We start from the raw sequence: 16,540 nt of genomic DNA on the forward strand, positions 1-16,540 counted from the left end.
CAACATATTCTTATCTGATTTCTCACAATTTATGTTTATTGAAACTATTCGTTATATTCTATGTATATCCTCTTTTATATCACTTTTTTTTTATTTTTTTTAAAGACGGCCCACCTTATCAGAAGATTTCTTTTGATGGCGTCATATTGTGCAACACATGATGCAAATATACCCGCTTTATACAAGTCTACACTAAGATGAACCTTCAGAAAAGCTATAGATATTGCCAGAATCATACGAAAAAAGAAGAAACAGGAGGAAAATTCCAAATACAATGCTTATCTCATATACCATACGCATAACACTGAGAATTTTCCGCTTGTTTATCAGCCATATCTTCAGCAAAAAACAGACATAGTCATAATTATTCCGCTATCGGTTATATCGGATGCCTGCGCTGATTTTAATTGATTCTTTTGAACGGACACAAAAATAGGTATTTAGACTTATTTCATCAATTCTTTTTCTTCTTATCAGCATTACCCTTGTTAAATTCCTCAAAATATGTAGCGACTTCTAAATGGATAATTCCCTTTTTCCCATCCAGCTGCGAAATAATAGAAGGATAGGTTTTCATTTTGCTTGCAACAGTCTTAATAGAAGCCGTAACCACATATCCATCGTTCATATACAGCTTGATCCGGTCATTGTCCATTTTTGCCGGCGTGTAATAAATTTCAGAAATCGACTGTTTTAAAGAACCTGACAGCTTATCAAGCTGCTTTGCCAACTTGATCCGTTTTTTCCCGTTTGTCCAGTCTACCAAAATCGGCCCGGCATCATCCGGAGTGACTTCGTTCGGCAGTACGGTGCCGTTTTCCAGGACTTCATAATATACATCGTTTTTTTGTAAATACGCAATGGTCTTATACTCTTCGATACTGATGTTGACTTTGTTAGGGAAGGCTTTTGTAACCGCCGCCTTTTTCACCAGCTTGTTTTGCTCGATCTTTTCTTCTGTTTTTTTCTTATTCAAGCTCCAGAATTCTGTTTGGCCGTTATGAATATCAGAAAGCGCGGCAACCTCTTTTGCAGGCACAATTTCGTTTCCGGAAACAGAAACAGAAGATACTTTACTGATCGGCATCTGCAAGTACACGATGATCAGCACCATCATAAAAAAGAGCAGAATAAATGAAATGAGACGGCGGTTTGCTTTTTGTTTTCGCTGCTCTTTAATTTTCGGAATCCGTTCTTCAATATTTACAATTTTTTCTCTTTCATGATTCGGGTTCACTGCCTGTCCACCTCACTAAGAATGAAACAGCTTTACATTCGTCTGATTGAAAAACAAACGGCATGCTGTGATGCCGTTTGCCATTTGTTCAAAGTATATCACATGAGCTCGTGTAAATCAGAGAACCATTTAGCGATTGCCGCCGATGATTTCAACTTCTGTGTGCATCTCCACGTCATATTGCTCACGGATTGTCTTTTTCACGTAATCAATCAGGTCAAGGACGTCCCTGGCAGTCGCTCCGCCGGCATTGACGATAAAATTCCCGTGCATCTCGGATACTTTGGCGCCGCCGATCTGATGCCCTTTTAACCCCGCTTTTTCAACGAGGCTTCCCGCATGGTTCGGCAGCGGATTTCTGAATATGCTTCCCGCACACGGGCTTGAGTACGGCTGTGTATTTTTTCTGTAGTCTTTGTTATTTTGCATCTGCGCTGTGATCGCTTCACGTTCCTTCTGTTCAAGTTTAAGGACTGCCTCAAGACAGACGCCGGGCCGTTTCTTTTGCAAAATAGACGTTCTGTAGCTGAAATCCATTTCTTCATTCGTAAGCCATTCGATTGAACCGTCTTCAAATAAAATACGGGCTTTCACAAGGATTTCACTCATATCCGAGCCGTGGGCGCCGGCGTTCATATAGACGGCCCCGCCGATTGACCCGGGAATTCCGGCTGCAAATTCAAGGCCGGACAGCCCCTTTTTGCTCATGGATGTAGCCAGGCGTACAACGGAATAACCGCCTCCGACCGTTACTTGATCACCTTCAAGCTCTAAATGGTCAAGGCCGGGTCCGAGTTTTATGACAACTCCCCTGATGCCTTCATCAAGTACAAGCAGGTTTGAACCGCGGCCGATGACAGTCCACGGCAAATCATATTTTTTCACAATATCCATGATATCTTTGACCGCTTCCACCCGATTGGGAATAATCAAAATGTCGGCAGGTCCGCCAATTTTCATTGTTGTATGGTTCGCGAGCGGCTCTTGTTCTAACACTTTGCCAACTTCGCGGTTTTTTAATTCCTGAATCACGTTCTCCATCGTAAACCTCCGCATTCCAATTACTCTTCTCTTATTTTTTAATATCTTCCATGATACTGTACAGTCTGGCTGCCGCATCTGGAACACCGAGTGACTTTGTCCGCTCACTCATGTCCTTTAGTGTTTCTTCATTCATTACGATCCGGTCAAGAGCGGCAATCAGTTTTTCTCCGCTAAGCTCGGTTTCTTTCAGCACAATTGCAGCGTCATGCTGGCTGAGCGCCTTCGCATTGACTTCTTGGTGATTGGCTGTAACGTACGGGCTCGGAATGAGCACGCTCGGAATTCCGAGGGCGGTAATCTCGGCGATTGTCGTCGCTCCGGCTCTTGCCACAATCACATCAATTGATTTTAAGTATTCCGGCATTTGGTGCAAAAACGGTTTTGTCACCATATTATCCGCGGCTTTGCCTTTCAGCTCCGCCGTTACCTTCTCATAATGCACTTCTCCGGTAATATACAGCACTTGATAAGGCCTCGTTTTTAATTCTTCCTGCATGTCAATAACGGCGCGGTTAATAGGGGCTGCGCCTCTGCTTCCGCCAAAAATCAGAACCGTTTTTTGATTTTCTTTCAGTCCGAATTCGGTTAATGAGCGGCCTGTCTTAATTGAGACGACTTCAGATGCTCTGGGGTTTCCCGTAAAAACAACTTTTTCAGCGGGAAAATGCGATTTTGCTTCTTCAAAGCAAATCGCTACCTTATTAACATATTTCGAGAGAAACTTATTTGTGATGCCCGGAAGACTGTTTTGTTCATGAATAATGGTCGGAATCCCCAATTTCGCAGCCGCGTATACGACAGGACCGCATACATAACCGCCCGTTCCGATGACGGCATCCGGTTTAAATTCTTTTAAATACGATTTGCTCATCTTCACGCCTTTTAAGAAGCGCATAACGGTTTTTACATTTTCAAAAGAAAGTTTTCGTTTAAAGCCCGTAATTTCAATTGAACGAAACGGAATGTTTTCCCGTTCGACGATTTTTTTCTCAAGGCCGTTCTCCGTTCCGATATACAAAAATTCCACATCCGGATGGCGGCGCTGCACTTCTTTAATAAAGGCCAGGGCCGGATAGATATGTCCTCCCGTACCGCCTCCGCTTACTGCAATACGCATACGTATGTCCCCCTTCATCACATAGCGATAACCCTGTTTTTTAGGACAGGGTTATTGATGTTGTCTGTTTTTTTATATTACGAATATATCATGATTTATGAGGCAAGATACAGATCAATACCTCGAATACCGGCTGACATTTAAGAGTACGCCGACGGCCATAAGCATCAGTGTCAATGATGATCCCCCGTAGCTTAAAAACGGCAGCGTAATTCCCGTCACCGGAATGAGACCCGTCACAACGCCGATATTAATCATGACTTGAATGGCAATCATCGAAATAATACCGATGGCGACGAAGCTCCCGTATAAATCCGGAGCGCCGAGGGCGATTCTGACGCCCCGCCATAATAAAATACTAAACAGCAGCAATATGAGCGTACCGCCGATAAAGCCAAGCTCTTCTGATAAAATAGCGAAAATGAAATCGGTTTGCGGCTCCGGCAGATAAAAAAACTTTTGCCGGCTTTGGCCGAGCCCCATGCCGAACAGCCCGCCGGGACCTACGGCGTACAGCGACTGAATGATCTGAAAGCCGCTCCCAAGCGGGTCCTCCCAAGGATTTAAGTAAGAGGTAATCCGCTTGATCCGATACGGAGCGGACAGGACAAGGGCCGCAAACCCGCTTAGTCCGATCAGCCCCAGAAACGCAAAATGAGCGATGCGCGCACCGGATACGAAAATCATTACGATACACGTGCCCACCATAACCGTCCCCGTTCCGAGGTCGGGCTGGCACATAATGATAATAAAGGCAGAAAACACGATTCCGAGGGCGGGAATGAACCCGCGTCTGAATGACGTAATGTTCTTCTGTTTTTCAGAAAGGAACTTAGCCAGAAACGCAATCATCGCGAGTTTCATAAACTCCGAAGGCTGAATGCTGAACGCTCCCACACCGATCCAGCTTCTTGAACCGTTCCGCACCATTCCGACTCCCGGAATCAAAACGAGCACAAGCAGAAAAAAACAGATAATCAGAAGCAGTTTCGACCAAGTCCGCCATGTCCAATAATCCACGTTCATTATAAAAAACATGGCAATGACGCCGATCCCCGCAAACAGCAACTGCCGTTTGGCAAAGAAAAACGAGTCATCAAATTTATAATCCGCCCATACCGCACTTGCACTGTAGACCATAATTAATCCTATTGTTAAAAGCAATAACGTAATAATGACTAATAACAAATCAGGCGCTGTTTTTTTAGTAGTCAAAGCAATCGACACCCCAAGCATAAGTTCATTAGGGCTGCCGAAATTCTTTAGACAAGCCCTTACTTAAGCATATGCACGGCATCTATAAACATGTCACCGCGTTCTTCAAATGTTTTAAACTGATCCCAGCTTGCACACGCCGGTGACAAGAGGATGACGTCTCCTTCATTTGAGAGCGCAAACGCCGCAGATACTGCTTGTTCAACATTATCGACACGTTTGACATGTTGTATTCCCAGCTCGTTGCCCAGTTTTACAAACTTTGGCGCTGTCTGTCCGAACGTAAGGATCGCTTTGACATGTTCCATATACGGTTTTAGTTCATCAACGCCGTTGCCGCGGTCAAGACCGCCGGCAAGCAGAATAACCGGAGCTTTAAACGCGGAAAGCGCTTTGCTCGTTGCTAAAATATTCGTCGCTTTGCTGTCGTTATAAAATTTTCGTTTTTGAATCGTCGTCACGTATTGAAGGCGGTGCTTCACTCCCGTAAAGCTTGTCAGCACCTTTTGAATCGCTTCATTTGATGCGCCCGCAGTCTTCGCAGCGGCAACGGCTGCCAAAATATTTTCTAAATTATGCGCGCCGGGCAGGACGATGTCATCTATAGGAAGAATCGCTTCATCATTAAACATCAGCATTCCGTCTTTTATGAATACGCCGCTAGAAAGCGGCTGTTGAACTGAAAACGGAACAATGCCGGCTTTGCCCGATTCTGCAAGCCGCACCACTGTTTCATCGTTTTGATTGACGATGGCCGTATCGCTTTCAAGCTGGTGAAGATACACCTTCTGCTTGGCCTTCTCGTAATTTTCACGGCTGTGGTGATAATCTAAATGGGCGTCAAATATGTTTAAAATCAGGCTGATTTCAGGTCTGAACGCATGCGTCCCCATAAGCTGAAAGGAAGAAAGCTCCGTGACGATCCATTCATCTCCGTCGGCGTGATATGCCACCTCACTGGCGACAGTGCCGATATTGCCTGCAATCAGGGCTTTTTGAGAATCAGCCTTCAGCATTTCATATATGAGCGTTGTGGTTGTTGTTTTGCCGTTCGAGCCTGTAATGCCGATGAATTTTGCGTTTGTTATATAATATGCAAGCTCAATTTCCGTCCAGACCGGGATGCCTCTTTTTTGCGCTTCCTGCACCATAATATTTTCATAAGGAATCCCGGGATTTTTGATCATAATGGTAATGTCATGCTGATCAAAAAGTGACGTCGGGTGCTCTCCGCAGATGACTTCAATCCCTCTGGCAGAAAGCTTTTGGGCAGGTTCATTTTCTTCAAAGGCTTTCTGATCGTTAACGGTGACGTTAATGCCTTTTTCATGCAGAATTGACGCTGCCGCATACCCGCTTTTTGCCAGTCCGAGGACTAGAAAATTTTGTTTTTGCAAAAAATGTTCGTTTTCCACTTATAACCACACCTCGATGTAAATTCCTAAAACGGCAAGCAACAGTCCCGCAGTCCAAAATGTCACGACGACTCTCCATTCAGACCACCCGACCAATTCGTAATGGTGATGAAGCGGACTCATTTTAAAGATTCGTTTTCCTGTCGTTTTAAAGCTGATAACTTGTAAGATAACAGATAAGGTCTCGATCACAAATACTCCGCCGATAATGACAAGCAGAATTTCAAGCTTTGTCAAAATGGCAACAGTCACGATCGCTCCGCCAAGCGCAAGCGAGCCGGTATCCCCCATAAATACTTTGGCGGGATGCGCGTTAAATACAAGGAAACCGAGAACAGCGCCGACAACGGCAACTGAGAAAATCGCAACATCATATTGTGATTGATTCCACGCCAAAATAGCAAAAGCGCCAAATGCGATAGCCGCAGTTCCAGACAGCAAGCCGTCAAGGCCGTCCGTCAGGTTGACGGCATTTGAGCCCCCGACAAGCATAAAGAGTACGAGAATAAAGTATCCCCAGCCGAGATCGATTGATAGATGAGTGCCCGGCACCCGGATATCAGTTGCAAAATGGCAATAATGATATACACCATAAAATATGATAGCAATAATGATCTGACCGATCAGTTTCTGCTTGGACGTTAATCCAAGATTCCGTTTCATGACAACTTTAATATAGTCATCTAAAAACCCGAGAAGCCCGTAGCCGATTGTGACAAACAGCAGAAGAAACATTTCCGGGCTTAATTCCGAAAATTTCTGCGTCATGACAATGGCCGTAATGGTGATTGATACAATGATCATGACCCCGCCCATCGTCGGCGTCCCTGATTTTTTCATATGTGATTTCGGCCCCTCTTCTCTAATACTCTGGCCGAATTTTAATCGTCTTAAAAACGGGATAAGAATCGGAGATATCAGAACACTGATTAAAAATCCCATTATAATTGTAAATAAAATCACTTGCTCAAGCATTGCTCTTTTCTCCTCCCGTTTCGTTCAAACGACATACGTATTTATCATATTCACATTGTTTCCCCGTATGTGAAATTCTTTTCAATTCCCTCATTCATAACACTCTTTCCTGTTTTACTTTTTATTCAGCTCGACGATAGCTCTCCCCGCTACTTCGGCATCGTCAAAGTCAAATGTTTCAGTGCCGATTTGCTGATAGGTTTCATGTCCTTTGCCGGCGATCAGCACGACATCTCCTTTTTTCGCATTGGCAATAGCAAAAAAGATTGCCTGTTCACGATTTGCGATACTGTGATAGTAGCAGCCTTCGACTCCTCTTTCCATATCTCTTAATATGGCCAGCGGGTTCTCGCTTCTCGGGTTATCTGAGGTAAAAATCGGTTCATCGGCGATACGCACCGCGATTTCCGCCATTTTCGGGCGTTTCGTTTTGTCTCTGTCACCGCCGCAGCCGACGACGACGAAAAGCTTGCCCTCGGTCATGTCTTTACAGGTGTTCAGAACATTTTCAAGACTGTCAGGCGTGTGTGCGTAATCGACGACGACAGGGAACGGCTGATCCTTATTCACCAATTCGAAACGCCCTCTGACACCTTGCAGTTCTTCAAGTGCGCTTGTAATCGTATCAAAAGGAAGATCTGCAGCAATCGCCGTCGCGGCGGCAGCCAGCACATTATACACGTTGAATTGACCGACGAGAGAAACCGTAATATGTTTCGTCCCTTTTGGCGTTACAAGCTCAAAGCTTGTGCCCTGCGCGGAAATCTCAATATGTTTCGCCATCACATCGGCATCGTTTTTAATTCCGTATGTAAGGATATGCGCCGCTGTTGCTTTTTCAAAATAAGCACTCGCCTCATCATCAGCGTTTAAAACGGCCCGCTTCGGCTTTTCATGGTTAAAGGCGCCGCCCAGCTGGGAGAACAGAAGGCTTTTTGCCTGCCTGTATTCATCCATCGTTTTGTGATAGTCCAGATGGTCTTGGGTCAGATTCGTAAACACTGCGATATCATAATCGCAGCCGTGCACCCTTCCCAATGAGAGAGCGTGCGACGATACTTCCATAATGGCTGTGTCGACATGCTCATCATTCATTTTTTTGAATGTCTTTTGAAGGGTAACGCTTTCCGGCGTTGTGTTTTTTACCGGGAATGTCTCATCGCCGATCTTAATATACATGGTGCCGATTAAGCCTGTCTGTCTTCCCGCTTTTTTGAACACCTCATCCACCATGTGCGTCGTCGATGTTTTGCCGTTTGTGCCGGTGATGCCGATGAGCTGAAGCTGTTTCGTCGGCTGCCCGTAAAACGCGTCTGACAGGACACTGAGCGCCCGCTGTGAGCGGCGGACGATAATAACAGGAACACTGACGTCAAGCTCTCTTTCAGCGACAATGGCAGCTGCTCCGTTTTCTTCAGCTTTTTGCGCAAAATCATGCCCGTCTACCGTGTACCCTTTTATACATACAAAAAGACTCCCTTTTCTCACTTCCCTGGAGTCCATCTCGATTGAAGTTATATCAGGGTCATGAAAGTCATTTTGAACAGGTTCGGTCATTAAATATGTAAGCAGCTTTGTAAGTTTCATTGTATCAAACCTCTCAGAAATTCTATTCATTCTTTTATCGTGATAACCGTTTATGAAAGTCAGAACGGCTTTTAAACATACAGTTCATATTTTAGCGTAAAAAAAAGGATACATCCAGTTAATCTTAAAAGTTATCTTCTTTTTTTCTCATTATGATAAAAGGCAGCCGAAAACAATCGGCTGCCTCATCAGACTCAATCTTCACTCAAATAAACCCGGATCTTTGAGCCTTCTTTTACTTTCGTTCCGGCTGCAGGTGATTGTTTGACAATTTTGCTTCCTTTTCCTGAGGAGTCTATATTTAAATTGACAAGCAGCGACTCAAGATCAGAGACAGACATCCCTACAACATTCGGAACCTCTATAGTTTTTGTGTCGGACCATTGATATTTTTTCTCTATTTGATTTTTTCTCGGTTTAATGCCGAGCTCCGGCAGGCTGTCTCTCATGATGTTTCCGACGATCGGCGCGGCAACGGTTCCGCCGAATTGAATCGTGCCTTTCGGGTTATCGACTGCAACGTAAACGACAAGGCTCGGGTCGTCAGCCGGCGCAAAGCCGATAAACGAGACAATGTGGTTGTTTTCAAGATATTTTCCGTCTTTGACTTTTTGCGCCGTACCTGTTTTGCCGCCGACACGATATCCTTCCACAAAGGCATTCCGTCCCGTTCCTTGGGCAACGACGCTTTCTAAAGCGAATCTGATCTGTTTTGACGTTTCCTGGGAAATAACTTGTCTTTTCGCAATCGGCGATTGTTTTTTAACCGTTTTATTCGTGACGGGGTCAACCCATTCTTTCGCGATAAACGGGGTGTAAAGCGTCCCGCCGTTTATGGCTGCTGATACAGCAGCTACCTGCTGAATAGGCGTGACGGACACCCCCTGCCCGAAAGCAGTTGTCGCCTGCTCGACCGGTCCGACTCTATCAAGCGGGAACAAAATCCCCGTTCCTTCCCCTTGCAGATCAATGCCGGTTTTTTTCCCAAAACCGAAGTCCTTTATATATTTAAACAGTTTTTCCTTTCCAAGCCGCTCCCCAAGCTGTACGAACCCCGGGTTACAGGAATTTTGGACGACTTCGAGAAAGGACTGCGAGCCGTGGCCGCCCTTTTTCCAGCATCTGAGGCGGGCGCCGTCCACCTCGGCAAACCCCTTGTCATAGAACTGATCTCTTTGCAAATTCACTTTTTGCTCTTCAAGGGCGGCTGCCAGTGTAATAATTTTAAAGGTTGAACCCGGTTCATACGTGCTCCAAACCGGCAAGTTGCGGTTGTACACGGACGGTTCCACTGATTGATAGTCAGCAGGATCAAAATCAGGTCTGCTTGACATTCCGAGAACTTCCCCGTTTTTCGGGTTCATAGCGACCGCAATCATTCCGTCCGGATTGTACTTCGCCGCCGCATTATCGAGCTCTCTTTCTATGATGGTTTGAACCTTGGCGTCAATTGTCAGTTTCATATCGAGGCCATCCTTCGGCGGTGTATAGTCATCAGCTTCATCCGGCATTTTTTTCCCTTTGGCATCTGTATAAAACTTCACCGATCCTTTTTCACCTTTTAAATCATCGTCATAATAGGCTTCCAGCCCAAGAAGACCTTGGTTATCGATCCCGGCAAAGCCGAGAACATGTGATAAAAAGCTGCCGTACGGATAATGGCGGATACTGTCTTCTGCCACATATACCCCCTTTAAATCAAGCGCTTTGATTTCTTTTGCTTTCTTATTTGAAATCTTCCTGCCTTCGGGTGAAATTTTTTCAATGGAGGCTTTCTTTGTAATGTGCTTATAGACCTTTTCTTCCGACATATTTAAGACTGATGCGAGCAGCTTGCCCGTTTTGATTGGATTTTGAATTTGGCGGGGGACGACAAATACAGTCGGCGCACTTTTATTTGTGGCCAGCTCGACACCGTTCCGGTCAAGAATTTCTCCCCGCTCCGGCTCAAACGGCAAATTCCGGCTCCAAGAATCTTTCGCAAGCGAGGTAAGCTTTTCTCCCATAATAAATTGGACATAGCCTAATCTAGTATCAATGACCAAAAAAATGATCACTCCAAAAAGCAAAACAAATAATAAACGTTTCCGAACCGTTACATTTGAGACGCGCAAGGGATCGTTCACTCCTTATTTAGGCTTGTTTACAATTTATGCCTAAGCTTGGTCACATAGAACGGCGCATCAAAAAAGAAGCCCGCAGCACCTGCGGACTTCCTTTCTCATTTAATCAGGATTTTTGAATTTTACCTTAATCACAGTGTTTTCTTTTAATTCTTTTCCTTTTTTCACACTCTGGCTTACGGCGTATCCCTCACCGCTTACATCAATATGAATGCCTGATATTTTGCTGAATTGGAGTACTTCCCGTCTCGACCAGCCTGACATATCCGGCATGGTCATCTTTCCGTCTGTTTTTAAGAAGATCTTCTGTTTTGTAATGATGTCTTCTCCGGCTTCAGGATATTGCTCTTTTACAGCAACATCGCCGCCGATGACAATCGGTGTAAGGTTTTCGCTTTTGGCTTCCTTCTCCGCACTTGTTACCGTTTGGTCTGTCAGATCAGGCATCTCCTGAGTTTTCGTTTCTTCTTTATTTGAATCAGACGTGTCAGTCGGTTCAATATTCAAGTAATGCAGACTGTTTTTCATCGTCGGGTTAAAGATCTCTGCAACAGGATCTGAGCTGCTTTGCCCCGCCTTTAATTGTGGCTGCTGCACGGCCACATAGATGACAAGCTTAGGATCGTTTTTCGGCGCCATTCCCATGAACGAAAACACATAGTTGCTCGTTCCTTTTAAATATCCGCCTGTTCCGGCAATTTGCGCAGTTCCGGTTTTTCCTGCCACATCAAAGCCTTCAATTTTATAAGGCTTACCGGTTCCGATATCTGAAGTGACGACCTTTCCCAGCAGATTCCGGACCTTTTTGGCCGTATCGGCTGAAATCGGCGTACCTGCTTGTTCAGGCTTAGTCTGCTTGACAACTTTTTTCGTATCCGGATCCACAATATGATCAATGACGTAAGGCTTCATCATTTTGCCGTTATTTGCAATCGCCGTTACCGCTTGAAGCTGCTGAATCGGCGTAATCGCGGATGCCTGGCCGTATGCCGTTGACGCCTTGTCAAAATCATATTTGAAATTAATTTTACTTGACCCTTCTCCCGGCAGATCAACGCCAGTTTTTTGATAGAATCCGAACTTATGCAAATACTCATTATACCGGTCAAAGCCTAGCTTTTCATTTGCCAGCTTGGCAAAGGCGACGTTTGAAGATCTCATAAGACCGTCACGGAAACTTGTCATGCCCCAGCCTGCCCCATTATTCCAATCCCTTACTGTACCGCCGCCAACCTTATACGTGCCTGATTTATATTCCTCATTTGCATTAAACACGTTTTCTTGAATCGCTGCGGCAAGCGTAAAGATTTTCATCGTCGATCCCGGTTCAAACGAGTAAGAAACTAAGTCGTTGTAATAATTCGTGACGTTTCTTATATTCGGATCAAAACTCGGGCGCTGCCCCATCGCAAGCACCTTTCCGGTTTTCGGTTCTACGACGGCAGCCATGATTTTTTTCGGTTTATATTTTTCCGCCACTTTTGTCATACTGTCTTCTAAAAAGGTTTGAATTTTCTGATCAATGGTTAAATATACATTGTCACCATTTTTTGGTGCGGTGATTTTCTCTTTGCTGTTCGGAAGCTTCCAGCCGGATTTATCACTTTCATATGTGACAGAGCCGTCGTGTTCCGTTAAATAGTTGTTAAGTATTTTTTCAAGCCCTAAGGAGCCTTGAATTTGGTTTGTTTTCTGGTTGACATCCGCATAGCCGAGAACATTTGATAAAAATACGCCGTTCGGATAGTAGCGTTTCGTATCTCTCAAGAAAGAAATGCCCGGGAGATTCATTTTTTCGATCTTTTGTTTTTTCGCATACGAAATGTCCCGTCCGGCTGATCCGAATTCCACCTGTTTCGCGCCATTCCTGTTTAAAGTGTCCAGAATCTTACTTTTGTCAAGGTCAATGACAGCGGACAGCTCTTCCGCTGTTTTCTCTTTATCCTTGACATACTGAGGCGCCATCTTTTTATCAAGCACGGCAATCAGCTTATAAGTGGCCGTATCTTCAGCCAGCACTTTGCCTTTCCGGTCGAAAATAGAGCCGCGGCTCGCTTCAATCGTCCGTTTCTTTTCATGCTGCTCGGTCGCTTTTGTCGCCAGTGCCTCTCCGTTTGCTTTGCCCGTTATTTGAATGTATGTCATTCTTCCGAGAATGACAAAGAAAAAGAGAGCGAAACAAATACTAAGTATCGCTGCTCCTCTGTTCATAAACTTATTTTTTTTCGGCATGGGTTATCATTCCTGTATGTTTTTCACTTTTTTGTCTTTCAAATTCAAGCCGTGTTTTTTTGCGATATCCATCAGGCGCTGCGGCTTGCTTAAGTCACCTGCCGTTTTTTCGAGGTCACCGATCTGCTTTTTTTGCTCGGAAATTTGCTCCTCCAGTTTTTGCACTTCAATATTTGATTGATATGCCGCATATGCTTTTGACACGATAAACATTGATGTGCTTAGCACGGCAATCGCAAACAGGACGAGCAGCACCTTTTCTCCGAGTGTAATGGAAGCCCTCTTTTTGACAATCATCTTTTTTTCGGGACTTATCACTTGCCGCTGTTGTTTTTCTTGCTGGTAAGCTAAATTGCTCATAGGCTGATGACCTCCTTTAATGTTGTCATTTGCCGCCCGTTATTTTCGTTTTTCAGCAATCCGGAGTTTAGCTGATCGGGCGCGGTTATTTTCTTCAAGCTCCTCTTTTGACGCCGTAATGGGCTTTCTCGTAATGAGTTTTAATTCAGGCTCAAATTCTTCCGGTATAACAGGAAGGCCCGGCGGCAGTTCAGGAAGTGATGATTTCTCCTTAAATGTCGTCTTGCACATTCTGTCTTCCAGCGAGTGGAAGGTGATCACAGATACCCTTCCGCCCGGCTTCAGCACCTCTATCGCTTGTAAGAGGGCCTCTTCAAATACTTTAAGCTCGTCGTTTACGGCGATTCGAATCGCTTGAAATACACGTTTCGCCGGATGTCCCCCGCTTCTTCTTGCCGGAGCCGGTATCGCGTCCTTTATTAGATCGACCAGTTGGCCGGTTGTTTGAATAGGCGATTTTAATCTTGCCTCTTCAATTTTTCTGGCGATTTGCTTGCTGAACTTCTCTTCTCCGTATTTAAAGAAAATCCGCACAAGATCCTCATACCGCCATTCGTTTACGACCTCTTTCGCCGTAAGTGCGGCCGACTGGTCCATCCTCATGTCCAGCGGTGCGTCATGATGATAGCTGAAGCCCCGTTCCGGGGTATCAAGCTGCGGAGAGGATACTCCCAAATCAAATAAAATCCCGTCGACGCTCGTAATGCCGTGTTCATGTAAACATTCTTTTAAATAACGAAAGTTGCTTTTCACAAGAATAAGCTGTCCTTTATAATCGGACAATGTTTCCTTTGCGTTTTCCAGCGCCGTGTCATCTTGGTCAAAAGCGACTAGCCGCCCTTTTTCCGATAACTGCTGTAATAAATATGTACTGTGCCCGGCGCCTCCAAGGGTGCAGTCTACATAGGTTCCGTCCGGTTTGATATTTAAACCGTCGACGGTTTCTCGAAGAAGTACTGTTTTATGCTGAAACATTTGTGTCGGTCCCACCTTTTATCAGGATGAATTGAATTGTCAGTTGTTAGTGTGTGATGCACGAAGATCCATTATATATCAAATCCAATCATGTTTTCAGCAATTTCAGCGAATGAATCTTCTTGCTCTTCTGTGTATTGTTCCCATATTACCTTACTCCACAATTCAATTCGATTGGAAACCCCGATGACAACACATTCTTTTTCCAGTTTTGCATAGTTCAGAAGAGATGACGCAATATTAATTCTTCCTTGCTTGTCCAGGTCGCATTCGGTCGCCCCGGAAAAAAAGAAACGGGTAAATGCGCGGGCGTCTTTTTTAGTGAGAGGAAGAGCCTTCAGTTTCTCTTCTATCAGCTTCCATTCATGCATGGGATAGCCGAAAAGACATTGGTCAAGCCCTCTGGTCAGCACAAACTGCTCACCCAGGCCTTCTCTGAATTTTGCGGGAACGATCATGCGGCCCTTTGCATCGATTGTATGCTGGTATTCACCCATAAACATGATAAGGACCCCCACTTTCTCCCCTCAGCTCACCACTATCCGCCACTTCTCTCCACACCCTCATTTTACACTGTTTACACATAAAAAAAAACCCTGAACTAGTCAGGGTTCATTAAAACTTTGTTTCAAAGTTTGACAATTTGATGTTGGTTTTGAAAAGAAAATGGCAGATGTTTGAAGGTTGTGAAGAATTTTGGACCGTACCGGTTAAGATAATACATCATATTCCAAATCCGCTCCTGCGGGGCGCCCAGCGGTTTGATGCTATTTTGTATTCTTTCATAGTCACGCAGCACGAAACCTTCTTTTTCTTCGATTCGTTTTGTCACCGTCCGTTCTAAAAACGCGAGCTGATCTTGAATAAAGGCGGCATTTTTCTCTAAAAGCGGCTCCAGGCTTGAATCGACTTTAAGCGCTTGTTGTCTCGCAGACTTGTGGATTGCTTCAATCTGCGCCTTGGCTTGCTCCATCACAGTCGTAAACTCTTCCGGGATTTGCGCTTCAAAGTAAGTATCCTTAAAACGATCAGTCCCGCCTTCGATCGCTTCCTGAAGCGAAATATTCCGTTCTTCCAGCTTCTTTTCAATATGGCGTTCAAGGATCGTAATATTGAGCCTCGGCATAACCGGAGTCATTTTTAAACCCATCAGTGAAAATGCCTGTTTCAGCTCGCCCCAATAATTGACTTCACCGGGGCCTCCGATAAACGCAAGAGTCGGGATGAGAAACTCCTGCATGAGCGGTCTTGTCACGACATTATTGCTGAAGTATTCCGGTTTTTCTTCCATATGGGTATGGAGTTCATCTTTTGTCCACTTCAGGTCAAGCTCTTTAATGACAAAAACGCCGTCTTCTTTTTCAACTAAAAAGCGTTCTCCTTCGTATTCATAAAACAGATTCGCCTGTTCTTTTCCTGATTCAATAATAGGATTGTAGCCAGCCTCGCGCATGATTTGCTGCTGGTTTGACACCGCGTCCGCCAATTCATCATTGTGCTTTAATATCTGCTGAAACATTGACGTTTCCAGTTTTTTAATACCCGGGTCTCCCGAATTGACAAGAATAAGCCCTTCTTCTTGAAAGAGATCAGCAATTAACAGCTCAAAAAAGTCCGTGAATGTCTCTGATGAGCGTAAACATCGCTTCACGTGCTGAAGGAGAGCGTTTGTATGATCCGTTTCTTCAAACGATGCGAACACGTCATCGATCCACGCTGCGCATTTTTCTTGATCGAGCACGGTTTTAGCAGCCGACGTTTTTTTCCAGTAGGATTGCGGCAGCTTACATTTAACGGGGCCTTTTTCGTCTGATGAAGTATGAACATAATTGATTTCTTCCAGATCGTGATCTTCCCCCGCCACCCAGAAAACCGGAGCGACAGGAACCTGTAAAGCTTCTTCCTGCTGTTTGGCAAGTACGATAATGGAGATGATTTTATGTATAGTGTAAAGAGGCCCTGTTAAAAGACCGGCCTGCTGACCGCCTACTACAGCAGCGCTTGACGGATCTCTTAATTTTTCGATGGATGTCTGCATGGCTTCGGAGTGAAATTTTTCGTGATATGAGGATAGATAATCCGCTAATTCCTCCCTGGCAAACGACCGTACGGACAGATCATGAAGCCTCTTTTTCCATACGTTCTCAGAATGAATATCATAATCAAAAAATGAAGACATGTTTTCTCCATCTATATAGTGCTGTACAAACTTGTTTTGACTTTTGATGGAAAGTTCAGTTAGCTGCATCTGTCTGGAACT

At 44.7% G+C, this 16,540-nt stretch carries 12 protein-coding genes and 1 pseudogene; all 13 read right to left on the minus strand.

Annotation, left to right across the window (positions count from 1 at the left end; all coding sequences use genetic code 11):
* Positions 1-454 precede the first annotated feature (454 nt).
* On the minus strand, positions 455-1,237 hold the full coding sequence (locus J7E26_RS05705; protein ID WP_214799477.1) for a cell division protein FtsQ/DivIB: 783 nt from the start codon (positions 1,235-1,237) through the stop codon (positions 455-457).
* A gap of 129 nt (positions 1,238-1,366) precedes the next feature.
* The gene (gene murB, locus J7E26_RS05710) at positions 1,367-2,278 is read right to left on the minus strand and encodes a UDP-N-acetylmuramate dehydrogenase (RefSeq protein WP_214799478.1); all 912 of its coding nucleotides are present in this window, start codon (positions 2,276-2,278) and stop codon (positions 1,367-1,369) included.
* Between the two features lie 31 nt (positions 2,279-2,309).
* Positions 2,310-3,398, minus strand: coding sequence for an undecaprenyldiphospho-muramoylpentapeptide beta-N-acetylglucosaminyltransferase (gene murG / locus J7E26_RS05715; RefSeq protein ID WP_214799479.1), 1,089 nt, complete (start codon positions 3,396-3,398; stop codon positions 2,310-2,312).
* 114 nt (positions 3,399-3,512) lie between these two features.
* Positions 3,513-4,613 (minus strand): stage V sporulation protein E, encoded by a 1,101-nt coding sequence (gene spoVE / locus J7E26_RS05720; protein ID WP_061520431.1) that lies wholly within the window; start codon positions 4,611-4,613, stop codon positions 3,513-3,515.
* 59 nt (positions 4,614-4,672) lie between these two features.
* Positions 4,673-6,028, minus strand: coding sequence for a UDP-N-acetylmuramoyl-L-alanine--D-glutamate ligase (murD, locus tag J7E26_RS05725; RefSeq protein WP_214799480.1), 1,356 nt, complete (start codon positions 6,026-6,028; stop codon positions 4,673-4,675).
* The gene (mraY, locus tag J7E26_RS05730) at positions 6,029-7,003 is read right to left on the minus strand and encodes a phospho-N-acetylmuramoyl-pentapeptide-transferase (protein ID WP_214799481.1); all 975 of its coding nucleotides are present in this window, start codon (positions 7,001-7,003) and stop codon (positions 6,029-6,031) included.
* Positions 7,004-7,117: 114 nt separating this feature from the next.
* Complete coding sequence (locus J7E26_RS05735) at positions 7,118-8,590, minus strand: UDP-N-acetylmuramoyl-L-alanyl-D-glutamate--2,6-diaminopimelate ligase (RefSeq protein ID WP_214799482.1); 1,473 nt, start codon at positions 8,588-8,590, stop codon at positions 7,118-7,120.
* Between the two features lie 124 nt (positions 8,591-8,714).
* Positions 8,715-10,704: pseudogene (locus J7E26_RS05740) on the minus strand (stage V sporulation protein D).
* Positions 10,705-10,815: 111 nt separating this feature from the next.
* Positions 10,816-12,945: a penicillin-binding protein gene (gene pbpB / locus J7E26_RS05745; protein WP_214799484.1), complete on the minus strand. Its 2,130-nt coding sequence runs from the start codon at positions 12,943-12,945 to the stop codon at positions 10,816-10,818.
* Between the two features lie 6 nt (positions 12,946-12,951).
* A complete protein-coding gene (gene ftsL, locus J7E26_RS05750; protein WP_214799485.1) occupies positions 12,952-13,305 on the minus strand; it encodes a cell division protein FtsL in 354 nt (117 codons plus the stop codon).
* A gap of 39 nt (positions 13,306-13,344) precedes the next feature.
* Positions 13,345-14,280, minus strand: coding sequence for a 16S rRNA (cytosine(1402)-N(4))-methyltransferase RsmH (rsmH, locus tag J7E26_RS05755; RefSeq protein WP_214799486.1), 936 nt, complete (start codon positions 14,278-14,280; stop codon positions 13,345-13,347).
* A gap of 71 nt (positions 14,281-14,351) precedes the next feature.
* A complete protein-coding gene (gene mraZ, locus J7E26_RS05760; protein ID WP_061520423.1) occupies positions 14,352-14,783 on the minus strand; it encodes a division/cell wall cluster transcriptional repressor MraZ in 432 nt (143 codons plus the stop codon).
* Between the two features lie 125 nt (positions 14,784-14,908).
* Positions 14,909-16,528: a bacillithiol biosynthesis cysteine-adding enzyme BshC gene (bshC, locus tag J7E26_RS05765; RefSeq protein WP_214799487.1), complete on the minus strand. Its 1,620-nt coding sequence runs from the start codon at positions 16,526-16,528 to the stop codon at positions 14,909-14,911.
* Between the last annotated feature and the right edge of the window lie 12 nt (positions 16,529-16,540).

Source organism: Bacillus sp. ISL-51 (assembly GCF_018613535.1).
Classification (GTDB): Bacteria; Bacillota; Bacilli; order Bacillales; family Bacillaceae; genus Bacillus.